Origin of the sequence: Silvania hatchlandensis (genome assembly GCF_025564065.1) — a bacterium.
Classification (GTDB): Bacteria; Pseudomonadota; Gammaproteobacteria; order Enterobacterales; family Enterobacteriaceae; genus Enterobacter; species Enterobacter hatchlandensis.
The window spans coordinates 237,990-255,039 of the sequence record NZ_JAMGZK010000055.1 but is presented as its reverse complement, the minus strand read 5'-3'; the positions used below and the strand labels follow the sequence as shown (position 1 = coordinate 255,039).

Below are 17,050 nucleotides of genomic sequence, written 5' to 3'. Positions count from 1 at the left end.
GTGGGAGAGGGTCAGAGTGAGGGCATCACGCCGCACAGATCCTACAGCCCCCGCACCACCAGCGCCTCATCCAGCTCCCGATACGCTTCCACCAGCTTCTCCAGCGTCGCCCTGTTCAGCCCACTCGGATTTGGCAGCACCCACACCTGCGTCACTCCGATGGTGATGCTCTGTTTGCCCCACTGCGTCCCACGCTGGCTAAACGCCTGCTCATACGCCTGTTTACCGAGGATCGCCAGCGCCGCTGGCTGATAGTCCTCTATCTTCTTAATCAGTTCACGCGCGCCGCTGCGAAGCTCATGCAGATTGACTTCGCTTGCCTGCACCGTGGGCCGCTCGACCAGCATGGTAATACCGCAGCGAGTATCCAGCAGCTGCTGCTCCTCTTCCGGCTTCAACAGCTTGTCGGTAAACCCAGCCTGGTAAATCACCTTCCAGAAACGGTTTCCGGGATGTGCAAAGTGAAAACCCGTATGAGCAGAAGACTTACCCGGGTTGATTCCGCAGAATGCCACCCGCAGTCCGGGTGCAAGAATATCGCCGATCATTTTTACTCCTGCTGATAGAAAACTCTGCAAGTATAAAGGATTGAAAATGCGTTGTTTATAAAAACAGCAGGCAGGCGCGTATAGCTGGATTGCCGCGAGGAGTTACTTTATAATCCTCCGCCACGGCCCCTTAGCTCAGTGGTTAGAGCAGGCGACTCATAATCGCTTGGTCGCTGGTTCAAGTCCAGCAGGGGCCACCAGATAAAACAAGGACTTAGACAGTGAACTGGCTAAGTCCTTTTTGTTTTGTTTCACTATGGGTGACGTAATGGGTGACGTAACTCAACTGTTGGTGCTGTAGCTAGGGAAATTTCGCATGGACTTTAAAGATAAAGTTGAAGAAAAAGAGAAGCGCCGTAAGGCTCGCCCCCCTGAGTTAACAGTAAGAGAATGGATCAGCCTCTATGATCTTCTTCGTTCAGCCAGAGCTCAATACCCAGATACTATGTACGAAGACCTCGCCTCTGTGCTGTTAACTACCCTTTCAGTTGAACATCATCCGGAACTATACCGCCTGGACGGAAACAAACTATGGGATGTTGCCGGAGACCATTTTGCCTGGGACCTACTATCCGCCCCAATGAAAGGGAAAATGTCCCCAGTAGAATTGGCAAAGCGCCCGAAGACCCTTTCCCAACTTCTTTGTATCTACAATCAAGATATCAGCAACGATGAGTCACTTCGTACACATGGCTTCTTGCGTGACGCTATTGCCCCTATCCTCGATTTCGAGTTTCTGGATAGAATCGAAGATGAGCCAGACTACAAAGAAAAATATTTCGAGTTGCTAGCAATGCAAAAGCACTCGACTCCCCCTCCACTAAGAGGGGAAAGTTATGCTATCAAACGAGAAGAGTTGCTGATCGCAGCCCTCGCGGTTATCTCTCAAAATCAAAGAGACGCTAATAAAAAGGTCATCCCAACAGTTACTGAACTTCTGAACCAGATAGAAAAACATGCCTCTGCGTTCTGGCCTCACAGTAAACAACTTCCGATGTCTCGTGAGAATGCATCTAAAGAGCTAGGCTTCGCATTACATCTTTTAGAACAACCAACTCAGAACATTGAATGTCTTCGGGAAGCCAAAAAAGCAAAAAGAAAAAGTGAGTAAAAATAAATAGTTACAAAAGGCAACCAGTAATCTTCAGGAAGGTACACGGGAAATATACCGTTCAGTTTGATTAACTCCGTTCAGTTTCAGCATTCACCACCAGGAGTTTTTCGATTGAAAAATAAACAAACGATGTCTGATAAGGTTGTTGCCCTTCATCAGCCCCAACGTCTGATTCGCATTGATACAATGCTTCAGCTCCTCGATTGCAGTCGCACCACCCTCTACCGTTGGGTCAAAGCTGGCATGTTCCCACAGCCGATAATGCATGAGGGTCGAACCTTAGGATGGCCAGCAAATACATATCAATGCTGGCTTGAGCAAAATAACAAGTAATTCTGTTTGTTAAAGGGCTGAAATATCCAGCCCTTTCTTCATCTGGCAATGAAACAAACTGGAACAAAAACGTTTATTTTCACCTCTTCTGCGACTCGTTAAAACATGAGCAATCCTCTGATTAATCAAGTAACAAAACCCTCACCTAATCAGGAATTCCCCCCGGTATTTAATAATATTACGCCCGGTAAGCCTGGCAACCTTGTTGAATATCAGCCAAAGGGAACGTTTGTTTTCAAAGAAGTGATGTGGTCTGTGTTGCCAGAGAAACGAGACCAGGACACGAAGATCATGAAAAGAATCTTTGGGGTAGTTGATAAGGTGTCAGCTATGTCTCGCTTTCTTGCGGTCAGATATGATTTTCGCCTCCCTGCCTATAGTGCGGATAATCACGTCATAGATAATTTCCATAACTTACTTTTCCGCCAGTTGGGTAAGTACTACCCAAAATCGTTTATTAGCTACCTATGGGTAAGAGAACAAGGCTTAGGGGAAGCCCAGCATTATCATTATTTGCTGATGCTGGATGGTAACTACATCCGTTATCCAAATAAGCTGAATACTATTGTCCGGCATTGCTGGGAACAAGCGGCTGGTGGTTCGGTATGGTTCCCGGAAAACGGTTATTACTTTGTGGCCGAAAATGACCTAAAGACCTATACCGAGCTGATGCTAAGAGTTAGTTATCTGGGTAAGCGCCGAACAAAAGAGTCAATTGATAAACGTATTAAACTTGTTGGCTCAGGCATGCGCAAACCGAGGCCTGCAGCTACTTCACGCCAAAAATCTGCAATAACACCCTGCAAGCAAATCTACCAAAAGATGGAGACGAAAACCAACGAGCAGGATATGGCGTTGAAATCCACCTACTCAGGAATGTTGGACAAATATTTTCTGGGCAAAGCCCGATTACCCGCCGTTCTACGTAAACGTTCATCCTATGAACTTTATGACGAAAATAAATGGTGGTGTAATTCACCACGCTGGCCCGGTCATCGTCATAACTATGTGTTAGAGGCTCTGATTACTGGGATCAGCCTTTCTGATTACGCACGTAAGTACAAGTTGAATCCAGTACGAGTATATGCCAACTGTCGCCGTGTTGGGGGGCAAAGCCTTAAAATTATTCACTGGGCATGGCACCGCTATTGCTTCCAACAGAGCAATTCCACACTGGATAATTACATTCATAGCCACCGACTACACAAGAAAACAGCTAAAAAGCAGTTACGGCGTAAGCCAATGAGCTCTCACTGGAGCCAGCATTTTGATAGATATTATCAACAATATTGGCCGCAAGGCTGGACTGTTGCCGACTACTGTCGTGAACACAATCTGGTCTCCAGCACTGCCAGACGCTATATAGTCGATTTTCCCTTTATAGGCCTGGTAGACCCGTTTTTGTTGAAACCTTGGCTCTAGCGTTGAAGGCGTGCAACTGATTTGCTTGCGAGTTTCTGTAAACACGTACCCAGCAGCAGTAAGCATCTAATCACCAATATAATAAGAAAATTAGAGTTGTATGATGACGGAAGTACCTTTCAATTTTTGACGGGCACTAAGGTTCAATATCAACATAGAGGGTGTTGGTACCCCCTTCAGGCACTCTTTGCTTCAAAAAAATGCTTCGTTTCTAAATTACCCTCTTACGTGAAATAACGAAGCTTTATTTTTAATTATTAACATTTTCAATAAGATAAGGAAAAAACATCATATGATCATTTTTCTTTTTTGTTTAACATCAATATGTTATACGCGAATCAGTAAGATGATCACTGCTAAGGGTTAGCTGAATGAACGTTTCAGTTCGTTTCTGGTGGCCGCATAAATGTTCATATCAGGAATAAGTGATCACTTGAAAGTAACGGTGTAGCTAGTTCAGTCAGCTTCAGGGCAATGACAATCTGTACTTCGGCGGATCGTGACATATTCATCGGTACGACCTCCGTTCAGAAATGTATTTATCATTCAGGAGTTTCGTTTCTGAATGGAGCAGAGGTATGAGGCACTGATCCTACCCACGTAATGTGGACGCAGCCCTAAGCGAGGTTCTGGTTTTTAAACTGTTCCGAGCTGAGACCACCACAGGCACTGTGACGACGCCAACGATTGTAATCGCACTCGATATAATTAAACACCGTCATCCGCATGATTTCCCTGCTGATAAAGTGTTCCCCCATGGGTGCATTCTACCTTCAGAGAGTGGAAGAAGCTCTCCGCACAGGCATTATCATAGCCGTTGCCTCTGCCTGCTCCGCCAGCTTGCGTTTAAGGCGGGCAATTTCAGCCGCCTGTTCGCTCTCGCGCTCAGAGGATGTTGTCTGACGCTGTTGCTTGCTGCACTAGGCATAGAGCTACGACTCGTAAAAGTTGAGTTCACGAGCGGCGGCGGCCATACCGATACGTTCAGCAAGTTTAAGGGCTTCCTGACGAAATTCAGGCGTGTGCTGCTTTTATCATGTGAGCTACCTCTGGTTGAGAGTTTACTCACTTAGTGCGTGTCCACTATTCACGTGGAGAATCAGGGTTTCCCCTTTGAGTTTGAGCTGCGATACCTCCAGACAACGACCATAAATGGCTTGCGTTGGAATGCAGAATATTGGTGTCGCGCGGTTTGTGTGCGAAAAACCCTTTTTGTGCGATTTTACTGGAGTTTTTCTGTAGCGGGCCGACGTTAATAATGCGACCGACGCTTAATCCCTGAAATCGGTAACTAGCTTTTTTTTCGGATTAACGCCAAGGTAGTAAATGCCTGCAATGACAACGAATTAAACACACAGGCTCTGTTTTCTCATTTGGGATGGACCCGTTACGTATGACTGACAAGCACACCACCATTACGGAGCTTAAGGCACGCTTTCACCTGAGCGAATTAAACGTAGGCCACTGGAACCGTATCCATTTTCAGCTCGCTCCCGAGTCTATGCTGGAGGATGAGCGTCTCACCGAATACCGTTTTTACCGTATTGAAGAGATGACCGATGAAAAGGCTGCGGTCCATCGGCTGGCGATGAGCAATGTGATCGCCAATATGAGCGATTCGCGTGCAACGCTGCTGTATATGCTGCTTAGCGATGGTCAGGGTATTCATTTTTATATCGGCGTGGCGAGCAACGATAACGGCGTTGTCCACGACATCGGTATTAAACTCGAGCGGGCCTTCAGCAGTAATTTACTTGGCGCGAAGCTGGCGGCGGTTAAACCTCAGGACATCGCTCAAATAACCTCGCTGTTGTCGATGAAGAGGCTCGGCGTGGTGACGGGCGTCCCTTCGCTGAATGAAGAAGAAACCCGGCTGGGGGATGAAGAGTTTCAGGGCGTTGAGCGGCTGGTTAATGGCCTGGCTGGGGAAAGCTGGCGGATGGTTATCGCCTGCCAACCGGGCAGCGCAGAAGAGGTAGAGCAGATCATTGAGCAAATTTACGATCTGTCGACTCAGCTCTCCTCGCAAATGAAATATTCGGTGCAAATCTCGCAAAATCAGAGTGAGCAACATACCCACAGCACCGGTCAGAACCTCACCAAAACCAGCGGAACCAGTATTACCCTCACAAACGGCGAGGGCGACAGCCGGGCCAAAAGCGTCGGCGTTAATGAAACCCGCGGCTCCAGTAAAGGCACCAGCTCTAGCTACGATAACAAAGGCACCAATCACAGTCAGGGCACCAGTAGTGGCACTACCACCACCTCGTCGACTAATAAATCCCATGCCAGGGGAACCAGTGATTCGGAAAGCGTCGGCAGCAATGAAGGCACCAGCGACGCCACCACCTCTGGCGACGGCCAGGCGGTAACTCGCGAAGAGATCAACAAAGGCTATGAAGAGCTTCTGAAGCATTTGGGTGATACGCAAATTTCACGCTTTCGCCAGGGCAACAGCAAGGGAATGTTTAAAACTTCGCTGTTTCTGGCCGCCAAAACTAACGCGGTATATGAACGGCTGAGCGCCAGCGTGCGGTCGATTTTCCAGGGCAATAACCCCACCCTGACGCCGTTGCGAGTGCACCGTTTGCAGCACGGAGTGGCGCAGCTCGGGCAACTGCTACAGCTGGCCGATGCGGCGACCGGCGCGCAACATCCCTACAGCGAAGCCATTTACTCACTGGTCAGTGCCAGCCATGGGCGCGCCCAGTGCTCGACCTGGTTGAACAGCCAGGAAATCTCCCTGCTGATGGGCCTGCCGGATAAAGAGCTGGCTGGGCTGAAAATCCGTAAGTGCGTCGATTTCGCGCTGAATCCCCCCGACCTTCCTGAGTCACAACAGCTGACACTCGGCCAGGTGATCCAGCATGGTCAGCCCCTGGCATTTAAGCCGCTGACGCTCGATAAGTCCGAGTTGAATAAACACATTTTCATTACCGGCGTAACTGGCTCCGGTAAGACTACCAGCTGCATGAAACTCCTGCTGGAGTCGGGACTGCCGTTTCTGGTGATTGAACCTGCCAAGACCGAGTACCGCGAACTGTACCAGAAGAATCCCGATGTGGAGTATTACTGCCTGGGCCGGGAAGACATCACACCGTTTCGCCTCAACCCGTTTGAACTTGTGTCGTCGAAAGAGACGCTCACAGGACACATCGATATCCTGAAAAACGCCCTGAATGCGGTATTCCCCATGGAGGCGGCGATGCCGATGATCGTGGCGGAGGCAATTATCCAGGCCTATGAGCGCAAAGGTTGGGATATCTTCAGCAACCAAAACCTGCTGATAGAGGAGCCGTTCGCCCTGAACAGCGGCGCATGGCCCAATTTCAGCGATATGATCCGCGAACTGGATTCGGTTATTGAATCCAAAGGCATGGGTAAAGAATTTGAGGAAAAATACCGCGGCTCGCTGGTGGCGCGGCTGACCGATCTGACAAAGGGCACCAAAAGCCGCATGCTCAACGCCCGCCACTCTATTGACTTCGATGCGCTGCTGGATAAGAGAGTGGTTTTCGAGCTGGATGAAATTAAGGATGAGAACGACAAATCCCTGCTGATGGCGCTGATTGTCACCCGCCTCGCCGAAACGATTAAACAGCGCTACTTGCGGGAGCCGGGCTACCGCCATCTTACGCTGATTGAAGAAGCGCATCGCCTGCTGGCGAAGCCGGAGCCGGGCGAGGGTGGCAGTAAAAAACTCGGTGTGGAGATGTTCTGCAACCTGTTGGCCGAAGTGCGTAAATATGGCGAAGGGCTGATCATCGCCGATCAAATCCCCAACAAACTGATCCCGGACGTCATTAAAAATACCAATACCAAAATCGTTCACCGGCTGTTTTCCGCTGACGATCGCGAGGTTATTGGCGATACCATGTCGTTAAGCGATGAACAGAAAAACTTCCTGCCATCGCTCCAGACCGGCCAGGCGGTGATTTACGGCGGCGGCTGGCACGGTGCGGTACTGACTCAAATCAAACCCAACGCCAATACCACCGGTCAGCCGATCGATGAACGCACCATCGCCGACCGGGGTATTCAACAGTGGTGGCCGCAACGCGCCCGGTTGTTCCCGCAGCTTGCGGCGCAAACCCACTTTGACGATCCGCAGGCGTTTATCGTTTATAGCCAGCAGATCGGCAACCTGCTGCGGCTGATCACGCTGGCACGGCAACTGCAGCCGGGTGCGTCGCTGAACGCTCAGCTGTTACGCATCGTCGGGCAACTCAAAACGCTCAACGCCTGCGAGCCCGATTTAATCCCGGCGATGGTGGCCTGGACGCTGGATAACACCGATCTCCTCCCGGACGCCGTACACGAAAAGATGCCTCGTCGACTGGCTGAGCTATTGAAATTTATCGATATCGCGCCAGAGTCGCTTGATTTCACCGTGTTAGCCGCCCGGGTTAACGATATGACCAAAAAATAGTGTTTTTAAATAATAAGGAGTGGCTATGGGATTTTTTAGTTCAATCGGTTCGGCGCTGTCGAGCATCGGCAGCTTTGTGGCGAGCGTGGCTAGCACGGTGCTGAAAATTGCGACCACGCCTGCAATCGTGCGCGCGATAAGCGCCGTGGTGCAGGTCATCGGGATCGCGCTGGATATTCTTCGCCCGGATCAGTCACCGGAAAAACACGGTGAAAAAGTGCTGGCCGCCGCAGAGGTGGGGATTACACCAGACGCCTTTGCGACGTTCGATGAATATTCTCAGGCAATTAAAAATTTTGAGGTGAAACCGGGTCTGGAAGGCAAATGGAGCAAAGAACAGAAAATCGCCGCCAGCGCTGGCGTGATTGCCCAGGGCCTGACTGAATACAAATCCTTCAGCATGGATTCAGCGATTAGCCTGCTCATGCTGGTGGCGCAAAAACCGGAGTTTTTTACCGCCGAGCGCATTCTTAACCTGATGGGCAAAACTAACGACTTTACCCTGATCCGCGATTATCTCGACGACGAGTTGGATCTGTATGACAGCGAGCGTGTGGAAGCCTGGTTGGCCTCTGCCGAAGCCGATATGCCGGATGGCCTGTCCAGGGAAGAGATTGTCGCAAGCCTGCGCGCCCAGCGCGCTGATGCAGAATAACGCCGGACATGAATTGATGAGCCATTACGCTATATTTCTCGACCAGCAGCGCTTTACCTGTTTTTACCTCGCTCAGGAAGGCTGGGAAGCTTACCGGCTGAAAGGCGAAGAGAGCCTTGAATGCGCCCAGCCGGACCAGCTGGCGGAAGCGCTGAGTGAACTGACCGGACATCTGGAATGGAAATCGCCGGAACAGATTGTGGTGCTCTATCAGGCGGCATACCAGCCGTGGCTACCGCAGTTGCTTGATGCGGTAGCGAACATCCCGGTTATGGTGTTGCCGCTCGCCCCGTGGCTGACCAGCGCTGCAGCCTGCGATCCGTTGAGCAAGACGCCGGAACTGATATGCCGTCACCTGCTGCCGCTGCTGTGGAAACAGCTGGTTAATCATAACGCGCCAGTGAAATCCCACCAGCTTGAGTCTGCTTCACGAACTCAGGAAGCCCTGATGCAGCAGCTCCAGCAGGAGCAGCAGGAAAACCTGGCGCTGCAGGATGCGTTAGAAACGTGCCAGCAGAGCCTTCAGCAACAGCAGTCCAGCTGGAATAAAGAGCGCGCCCACTATGAAGCCAATCTGCTGCGCACTGACGATCTGGACGACGCCGCCATCGCCCAGTTTATGCCGCTGTTTTTCGCACACTTCTGGCAGAAAGTCAGCCCGAGCGATATGGCGATGCTGCTGGGTAGCCTGACCTTGCCCGGCATCTCAAGCCCCTGGCCGGAACCTAACAAAAGCGCGCTAGCGATGAAAAAGCGCAGCTTTCAACAAAGTCAGTTCCGTCACCAGCAGCAAATCAAAGCCATGGCACGCAAATTTGTTGAGGTGGGATATTTGACGGTGCGCCCGGAAATGGAACCGTTACTGGATGAGTAAGAGAGCTGACGCCCTATGACATCGCCCTTTGAAGATTTACGCACCGATCCTTACTTTTGTGCCTGGCTCGCCGGGCTTATCGGTGACGAAGTGCAGCAGCAGCTTCAGCAAGCATGGCGGCAGTTAAGCGAGCCCTCGCAGGAGCCACTTCCCGCGGCTCTGCCACTCAGCGAGCCCGCGGCAGAGCCGATACCTGACGCCCTGCAACCGCTGCGGAGCATTATCACGATGGTTAAAAACGATCCCGAACTTCAGGAGAAATGGCTGCGTCGGCCACTTCCCGACGACGAGGCCGAGCAGTTCCAGCAGGTGTTAGTTATCGCCAGCCACTGGGATCGCATCGAGCGCCTGTGGGACGTGTTCGCCGAACGGGTGAAAACTCGCGCCGCGCCGCTTAACGACGCTGAGCTGCACCTGATGGAATACGCCCTTTCGCTGCATAACCGACTGTGGATTGATCGGCTGGCGGAACTCGAAACCGTGGCAGCCGGCAGCGCTTATAACTATGAAATCCATAACGGCGTCGGCCAGGGCGATACCATCATCGCGCTTTGGCTGCCAGGGCTGATGAATAGCGCAAGCAAGCGGGTTCGTAAGCCGCTGGTGCAGTTGTCGTAATCAGAGAAAGACGGATACTAAGAGAAAAAACATGCTGGAAAAACTGCAGGAACGCGCCTGGCTCGGGCTGGTTGATACCTTCTGGGCCGAGCTAAAAAGCAAAGCGACCTTTGGTATACTCGTTGATAGCGAGCAGACGAAGTGGCTGGTGCAGGTGAAGGACGAGCGGCTACTGCTCTGGACACATGATAATCGCTACTACCCGCCGGGGCGGGTCGAGGATAACCAGGCATACTGCAACGAGTTGCGCTGGCTGGGACTCAAAGGCTGGCGCGTGCCGACTCGCAACGAAATGCTGCTGTTTGCCAAAAACCAAAAAAACCCGTTGCGTCAGGGTACGAATAATCGCCTGCGCGATAAATACGGCTTTAACGTTGAGGAAGGTTATATCGATCTTGATAATCCTAACCCTACCGCCTACAAGGGGCGTGAGGCTCCCTCTATTCCGTGTGCATCAGTCACGAAACAGGTTTTAGTAGATATTCTGATCGATCTGCCGGTTAAGCTTAGTTCCCTGAGTGAGCCTGGGCGTAACTGGCTGGATGGATGGGAAGATCATCTCAATACCTCAATGGTGGAGCTGGATTACCAGGTAAACCGCCTGCCGAAAATCGATCCCCTCACTTTTACCGATATCAATAAAGGGATATGGGAAATGTGGGGGCAGGACGCGAATACCCTTGAAGCGCTGAACATTCGTCCGCGCGACCCGGCGCGAGATATCCGCCCCGGCTGTGTCGCCATCGACTTTGGCACCAGCAGCACCGTAGTGGCGTATGAAACGGAAAACGGACGTAAAGAGTTAATGCGCATCGGCGTGCGTGATTTCTATGAGCGCATCGAACCGCACCATTTTGAAAACCCAACGGTGTTAGAGATTATCGATTTGCAGTCCTTGTTAAGCGAATGGACCGAAGAAGCCTACCGTCCTGACGTGCGCTGGGACATGGTGCACTGTTCTCACGAGGCGCAGGCGAAACTGCGCGATAACCAGAGCGACATCTACACCGTCAGCAGCATTTTGACCCGGCTGAAACAGTGGGCGCTGCGCCAGTCCAGCGATCATCAGGTGGTCTTTACCGACCAACAGCAGTGCGAACACACCCTTGCGCCGCTTACCCAAAATAACCCCACGCGCGGAGAGTGGCTGGACGTCACCGGTGATTATCCCTTCGATCCCATTGAGCTTTACGCCTGGTTTTTAGGCATGACCATTAACTGGCGTGGTCGGGGGATCTCGCTGGAGTATTTCATGACTTTCCCGGTGGAGTATCCACGCGAGGTTAAAGAAAAAATTCTCGCCAGCTTCAAACGCGGGTTGCAGCGCAGCCTGCCGCCAACGCTGGTGGCGCAGCCGGAATGGCTTAACGCCTTTAGCGTCGAAGAGTTAGCCAGCGAGCCTGCCGCCTATGCGGTGTGCGCGCTGGATGCCCTGGCGATCCAACCCGGCGAACAGGGAGCAGCCTACGCGGTATTTGATTTTGGCGGCGGCACCACCGATTTTGATTTCGGCTACTACCGTCACCCTTCAGAAGAAGAGGAAGATGAAGGCTTCGAGCGGGTATTTGAGCATTTTGCCCCCGCGGGCGATAAATTTTTGGGCGGAGAAAATCTGCTGGAAAATATGGCCTATCGTGTGTTTAGTAATAACCTCGATCTGTGTCAGAAATACCAAATCGCCTTTACCCAGCCGCTGGATGCCGACCCATTCCCGGGTTCGGAAATATATATCGAGAAAACCCAAGCGGCCTACAGCAATACCATGTTGTTGATCAGCGAGTTGCGTCCGTTCTGGGAAACGCCCAGTACCGCAGAGCCGGATATTGAAGATAAAACCTGCACGGTGGACCTGTTTAACCGGGCGGGAGAAAAAGTCAGCTGCGATTTCGTGATCCCGTATGGTGAGCTGGCCGATTATCTTGAGCAACGCATCGCGCTGGGTATTGATAAGTTTATCGCCGCGCTCGGACAGGCATTTACTCCTTTGCCTGAGGAGATGCATATTCTGCTGGCAGGCAATTCAAGCCGATCGCTGTGGATCTCCAGGCTGTGGGGACTGGCTGACGATCATCAGGATGCACTGATATTTACCAGAATGGCCGAGTGTTTTGTCAACGATACCCCAGCGCTGCATATTCATGCGCCGCTCAGCAGCAATCCTGATGCCCCCTATCAACCGACCGCCAAAACCGGGGTGGCTCTCGGGCTGCTGGATTTGCGGCCTGGCGGCGTCACCAAAGTCATCAACCATACGCGCCAGCAGAGCATGGGCGAAGCCGGATTCGCGTTTAACGTGGGCCGCGCCCGCGCCGGATCGTTCCTGGTAGGTTTAGCCATGAATAGCCGTTATGAAGAGTGGTTTGAACTGGGGCCCCAGCGGGAAGGTATTTTTGAGTTGCTGTATACCCAGTCGCCGCTGGCGCAACAGGGCACCCTGTCCTCTGTCGATAGCGAAGTAAAACGCCTGCGCTTACGCTTGGGAGTGAATCAGAAAGGACATCGGGTATTTGCCAAAGCTACTGCACCACACCAGATAAGCCTGGTCACGGCTGTAAACCTGGAAGAATTGGCGGAAAATCGAACGGATAATCATCAGTTACTGGAATTGAAATAATTTGAATTTCTCATATCGCTTTTGAGGTTAGGCAACGTGCGGCAAGCATAGAAAAGAGCTGCCAGTAAGATACTGGCAGCTCTGTTAAAAGACGCTTTCGGCATGCCAGGACACACCAGCCTGAGAAAGCGGAGTATCCTCCACCTCCAAGTGCTATTCACCTGTTTGAACTGTAAGCATAACCGTTTTAGTTCCACGCACTTTTTGAGATCTCCGGGTTTTCAGCCTTCCATCTAACAGTTATTACTTCTGGAAACGTGGCGATAGCCATTTACTCGGACGGATTATTTATCAGCTCAGATATCTGGCGAAAAACATCACTAAAAAGCGCTTCAACATCAAAACCAGACGCTACGGTAATCGTAGTATCTCTGCCAGCAGCCAACTTCCCACACAAATACTGAGTGTATTGTTGAGCCTATAGAGATTAGCCAATATAAAACGTTAAAATGGAATTAACGCACCTTATCCTTTAAGCAAGAATGTTTTTTCACGATGCCAAGCTTCGTTATTTTGATGGCCTCTTGCTCAAGTTCACAAAGGTTTGTTGAGCAAATTTTAAAGTAATCATTACCAGTGAATGGCTCAGAATGAGAATAGCTGCGCTCATTATTCACCGAAGAGCAACTCGCTAAATGCAGACAAGTTGAATTTGTAGGATCCAACTCACGACTTATCTCACTTCTTTTAAGCAAATTTAAAACATAGCCTTCAGGGTTTGCTTTTAACCATTTTTTATATTGCACTTCGCTGTTATGAAGTTCTTCACTTTGGAATCGTACAACGGATGCATTCTGCTCAGTAAGATATTTCATTGCAGCCAGTAAATAAGAGGCTTTGAAAGTCACATCCTGGTAGTCTTTGGCTAACAAACTTTCACATTCTTCAAACCGCTCAACAAACGCTGCAACTTCTTTAGGATCGATACGGCTGATATTATCTTTTCCATTTCGAACAAACAGTTTTGCTTCTTCAGCATAAAGTGTAAAAGGTACATTCCTTGACCCAGTGAACAGCTCAACAGGTTGGCAAAAAGATTCCAACAGTAAATGGTAGAAATCCTTATAGGCCATTATTACTCCTCCCTTATCTCTCTAACCCACAAGTAATTCGTGGCTATTTTGTTGTTCGTCATAAACTGTTGAAGGATCATCGCCGAGGAAGCAACGGAACGAATCCTGCCAATCGCCTGTTACCAACTCTCCAGATTCAAGGTCAAAGGGCACACACCATAGAGATAAATCTTCGTCGAAACGGAACACCGGCAACGGTGTAGCAAAGTACTGATGACTCGGATAAATCAGCATCATATTGCCTTGCCCATGAAGGTACTTTTGCCCATAGGCGAACATCTGATACAGGTCGGCCTGGCTCATTTCATACTTCTTCAGACTGTCACCGGCTCTGCTATCTAATAGCTTCCATTTGGCATCCAGAACCACCGTCTGCTCACCGTTGATAAGAAAGTCCGGTTTTAGCATAAACCATCGTTGAGATGACTCTTCACCAACAGGGACATGCTCTAACAAGTACTGGCTCTTAGTCTGTTCTATAAGTTTGTAATCATGATGCAACGCTCCAGCCAGACCGCATCCTACCCAGCCTTCATATAACCTCTCCATAGGGAACAACAGGGAAATTCCCTGATGGGGCCCATGTTGAAAATCTGGATTCATCTGCTCAAGAATGAGCTGGCACCACGGCTTTATGGCACGATAGCCGAGGAGATACTTGCCGTCACTCCATTGCCTCAAGGATTGTGTTGTACTGCCACAAATGGGCTTTATTCCATCCAGTTGGTGGCTAAGTGAATTTGCTTGTCTCCAGCTCTGCCCTTGTCTGGTCATTTTAAGCGCCCAATCCAAAGCCGTCCGTAACAGACGGTTTTCGATACGCTGAGGGGAGAACTCCGAATAGCGCACATGAAAATGAGTGCCTCTGCCCGGAGGCATTCTCATTTGCGCAGTGACATTCAATTGACCGCGGATGAACGCGCTATGTTCGTCCTCGATGGGGTGATAATCGAAACGCAGTCCTTTGCGTACTAAATCAGCAAGATGTCGCAAAAACTCACTGATTATCCATTCATGTAGAGGCTGCTCACTACGTTGCAATGCCGCCTGGTTCGCCTCACGGGGCGTAATACCTAAAGAGGCGCTTAGCATTCGGCGTAAAAGCTGACGTAGAGGGTCTACCTCCGTTGGCGCTTCAAATGTGGTTTTTGGTAGAATTTCAATTGACTCGCCATTCGGGGATTGTAGATAACCGACATAGCTTCCCAAACGCAAAAACCGCTTCCCTTCTCGACTGAGAATTTTAGAGGTCCCACTCCACGTTTGTTGCAATTGCTCAAGCCAGGAAAAGGTTGCCTCAGAGACAATTCCCAAATCCATGCTGGCTGGTTGAGAGCTATCACAGGTGAGCAGAGCATATTCCCGGACCTGGATCATCATGCGACAATACCCTGATAAGCTTCTGCCGACGCGAAAGCATCTTCATTGATACGGAAGCGCCTGTCAGACAAACTATCCGCAATAGCTTTCGGGAATAGTGCAGAAAATGCCGGTAGTTGTGCTGACTGCTGCAATAGAATAAAACGGTTTTCTTTCACTTTCACCGAATCATTCAACACCCAACCAATGCGTTCATAATCATCAAAGAAATACTCTCTCAGCAATGGAATGATTTTGTCCTGGAAGATGCAGGCAAGACAGGCTTCGCGGTCGGCATTATTTTCTAATTTTTTTAGCGGCATAAAGTAAGCATGGCCAATCATATGCTCACTATCCAGCAGCGCTTCGATACGCTGATTAATACGCGTTAACAACGTTTCGACATCAACACCGAACGCAGTGACCCCAGCTAACAGCTCCGGTCGTGCGGGCATTTCGGTAAAGCTAAAGCGTCGTCTTAGCGCCAGGTCCATTTGGATAAGTGATTTATCCGCAGTATTCATCGTCCCAATGACATAAACATTTTGCGGTACTGAGAATGCTTGCTTTGAATAGGGGAGCATCAGCGACCGCTCATCATCGGCCCCTTGACGTTTGTCCGACTCAAGAAGAGTAATAAGCTCACCAAAGATACGCGCTATATTACCGCGGTTGATTTCATCTATTATCAGTACATGTGGTAGATTCTGACTGTCGACATTCTCAACAGGAGCCAGCAACTGGGTTAATTTTTCACGATCAATCGTCGTATCCTGCAACTCATAAAGGGTCATCTGAGATAATGACTTGATGAAAATTTGCTCTTTAGGAAGGCTTGGGGTGTATGTTCTTAACCATTTAACTGAACGCATTTGATGGTAATACTCACGTTCATCATTGGGTAAATAACTATACTCACCTGTAATCTCAGCTATTGCACGGAACTTATGATTTCCATCAGAGACGACGACTAAGTCGCCATTCTTAATAATATTTTTAAAGGTATTCACGGCAACAGCCATATAATTACTGGTGCCTTCCAATGACTGTTTTTCTGATGCAATCCGAGCTTTAACTGACTCATAGGTAGAGCAGTTACTAAAATCGATATCTTCTCCCCAACCTAGCAGAACATAATTGTTTGCCAGGCAGTCCTCATACACATCCTCTTCTCCGCCCATGGTATTACCCAGAGACATCTTCCAGATCCGCCGACCTCTGAGTGAGATAGATTGTGTTGCACTCCCCTGAACTTTAACTCTGGCATTCAGGCACAGCTGTTTAAAAATACCATCCACAACTTCGTAGCGAAGCGCGCCCGATTTTTCATCAGTAGTCGCGCGAATCCCTTCGATAAAATCTTCATAGGAAAAGCTCTGGTGGAAGGTGGTAAACATAATGCGCTGCTTTTCTACCAACGCCTTATAGCGCTCTTTTACCAACTCCCGTAAGTCATTGCCATGATGTTCGAACGTAGCCTGTTGGTACCATGCATTATCCGCAATTTTGACCGCCATCTCGGTGGTACTGTAGGTTTTACCCGTGCCTGGTGGCCCAAAGAGAATCTGATTTAATGGATACATTGGAGCTTGTTCCTTGTTTTGGTTATCTCTTTTTATTCCGGGTTGGGTGGTTGAAGAAGGCTGGCCACCCAGCAAAGCCACCAGCGCCTGTAACGCTTCAGCGGATTCAACATCTGCCGCAAAACCATATTGGGACGTACCATTATCTTTCGGGTAACGGCGGTAGCTGGTGCTTTTTACTTTTATCCAAAAGCAGTGAATACCCGCAATGCGATCAATTTCCGCCTTTAGGGCATAAGTTTCTGGTGCAAGAACCAATGGGCTCTTTTTGACCACGCCGTCCTGGCTACGTTTGACGTACAGATACTTTCCATTCCCGAGTGCATGCTCGGATGCATAGCTTGGCTCGAATTTTCCAGCCTCAAGCCGGTAACCCAACTCATTCAACGCATGGTAAATCTCAAGCGAATTCAGCATTTCTTACACGA

12 protein-coding genes, 1 tRNA gene and 2 pseudogenes are annotated in these 17,050 nt (G+C 49.9%); 9 read left to right on the top strand and 6 right to left on the bottom strand.

Annotation, left to right across the window (positions count from 1 at the left end; genetic code table 11):
* Positions 1–41: 41 nt before the first annotated feature.
* Entirely contained in the window at positions 42–548 is a 507-nt protein-coding gene (gene mug, locus M8014_RS22070) for a G/U mismatch-specific DNA glycosylase (RefSeq protein WP_271284501.1), read from the bottom strand.
* A 124-nt stretch (positions 549–672) separates the two neighbouring features.
* On the opposite strand from mug, the gene M8014_RS22065 reads away from it, so the two are divergent.
* From M8014_RS22065 to M8014_RS22050, 4 genes are all read left to right on the top strand, one after another.
* A tRNA-Ile gene (locus M8014_RS22065) sits at positions 673–748 on the top strand.
* 116 nt (positions 749–864) lie between these two features.
* Positions 865–1,659 (top strand): hypothetical protein, encoded by a 795-nt coding sequence (locus tag M8014_RS22060; protein ID WP_271284500.1) that lies wholly within the window; start codon positions 865–867, stop codon positions 1,657–1,659.
* A 114-nt stretch (positions 1,660–1,773) separates the two neighbouring features.
* Positions 1,774–1,995 (top strand): helix-turn-helix transcriptional regulator, encoded by a 222-nt coding sequence (locus tag M8014_RS22055; RefSeq protein WP_271284499.1) that lies wholly within the window; start codon positions 1,774–1,776, stop codon positions 1,993–1,995.
* Between the two features lie 105 nt (positions 1,996–2,100).
* On the top strand, positions 2,101–3,417 hold the full coding sequence (locus M8014_RS22050) for a YagK/YfjJ domain-containing protein (protein ID WP_271284498.1): 1,317 nt from the start codon (positions 2,101–2,103) through the stop codon (positions 3,415–3,417).
* A 617-nt stretch (positions 3,418–4,034) separates the two neighbouring features.
* On the opposite strand, the pseudogene M8014_RS22045 reads toward M8014_RS22050, so the two are convergent.
* Both M8014_RS22045 and M8014_RS22910 read right to left on the bottom strand, forming a co-directional pair.
* Positions 4,035–4,239, bottom strand: a pseudogene (locus M8014_RS22045) (IS3 family transposase); the annotation flags it as partial.
* A pseudogene (locus M8014_RS22910) lies at positions 4,212–4,448 on the bottom strand (IS3 family transposase); the annotation flags it as partial. The pseudogenes M8014_RS22045 and M8014_RS22910, both read right to left, overlap by 28 nt.
* 362 nt (positions 4,449–4,810) lie before the next feature.
* Here M8014_RS22910 and M8014_RS22040 point away from each other — a divergent pair.
* The 5 genes from M8014_RS22040 to M8014_RS22020 are packed head-to-tail and all read left to right on the top strand — an operon-like array spanning position 4,811 to position 12,607.
* Positions 4,811–7,846: an ATP-binding protein gene (locus M8014_RS22040; protein WP_271284497.1), complete on the top strand. Its 3,036-nt coding sequence runs from the start codon at positions 4,811–4,813 to the stop codon at positions 7,844–7,846.
* Between the two features lie 25 nt (positions 7,847–7,871).
* A complete protein-coding gene (locus M8014_RS22035) occupies positions 7,872–8,501 on the top strand; it encodes an anti-sigma factor (protein WP_002438252.1) in 630 nt (209 codons plus the stop codon).
* A 16-nt stretch (positions 8,502–8,517) separates the two neighbouring features.
* Positions 8,518–9,375, top strand: coding sequence for a hypothetical protein (locus tag M8014_RS22030; RefSeq protein ID WP_271284496.1), 858 nt, complete (start codon positions 8,518–8,520; stop codon positions 9,373–9,375).
* A 15-nt stretch (positions 9,376–9,390) separates the two neighbouring features.
* Positions 9,391–9,993 carry a hypothetical protein gene (locus M8014_RS22025; protein ID WP_271284495.1) on the top strand — a complete coding sequence of 201 codons (603 nt, stop codon included), beginning with the start codon at positions 9,391–9,393 and terminating at the stop codon, positions 9,991–9,993.
* A gap of 31 nt (positions 9,994–10,024) precedes the next feature.
* A complete protein-coding gene (locus tag M8014_RS22020; protein WP_271284494.1) occupies positions 10,025–12,607 on the top strand; it encodes an acetate and sugar kinases/Hsc70/actin family protein in 2,583 nt (860 codons plus the stop codon).
* Positions 12,608–13,062: 455 nt separating this feature from the next.
* Here the strand turns inward: M8014_RS22020 and M8014_RS22015 are convergent, their stop codons facing one another.
* The 3 genes from M8014_RS22015 to M8014_RS22005 are packed head-to-tail and all read right to left on the bottom strand — an operon-like array spanning position 13,063 to position 17,039.
* Positions 13,063–13,680, bottom strand: coding sequence for a hypothetical protein (locus tag M8014_RS22015; RefSeq protein ID WP_271284493.1), 618 nt, complete (start codon positions 13,678–13,680; stop codon positions 13,063–13,065).
* A 21-nt stretch (positions 13,681–13,701) separates the two neighbouring features.
* The gene (locus M8014_RS22010; protein ID WP_271284492.1) at positions 13,702–15,060 is read right to left on the bottom strand and encodes an McrC family protein; all 1,359 of its coding nucleotides are present in this window, start codon (positions 15,058–15,060) and stop codon (positions 13,702–13,704) included.
* Positions 15,057–17,039, bottom strand: coding sequence for an AAA family ATPase (locus M8014_RS22005; protein ID WP_271284491.1), 1,983 nt, complete (start codon positions 17,037–17,039; stop codon positions 15,057–15,059). Before M8014_RS22005 ends, M8014_RS22010 begins: the two co-directional genes overlap by 4 nt.
* Positions 17,040–17,050: the final 11 nt, after the last annotated feature.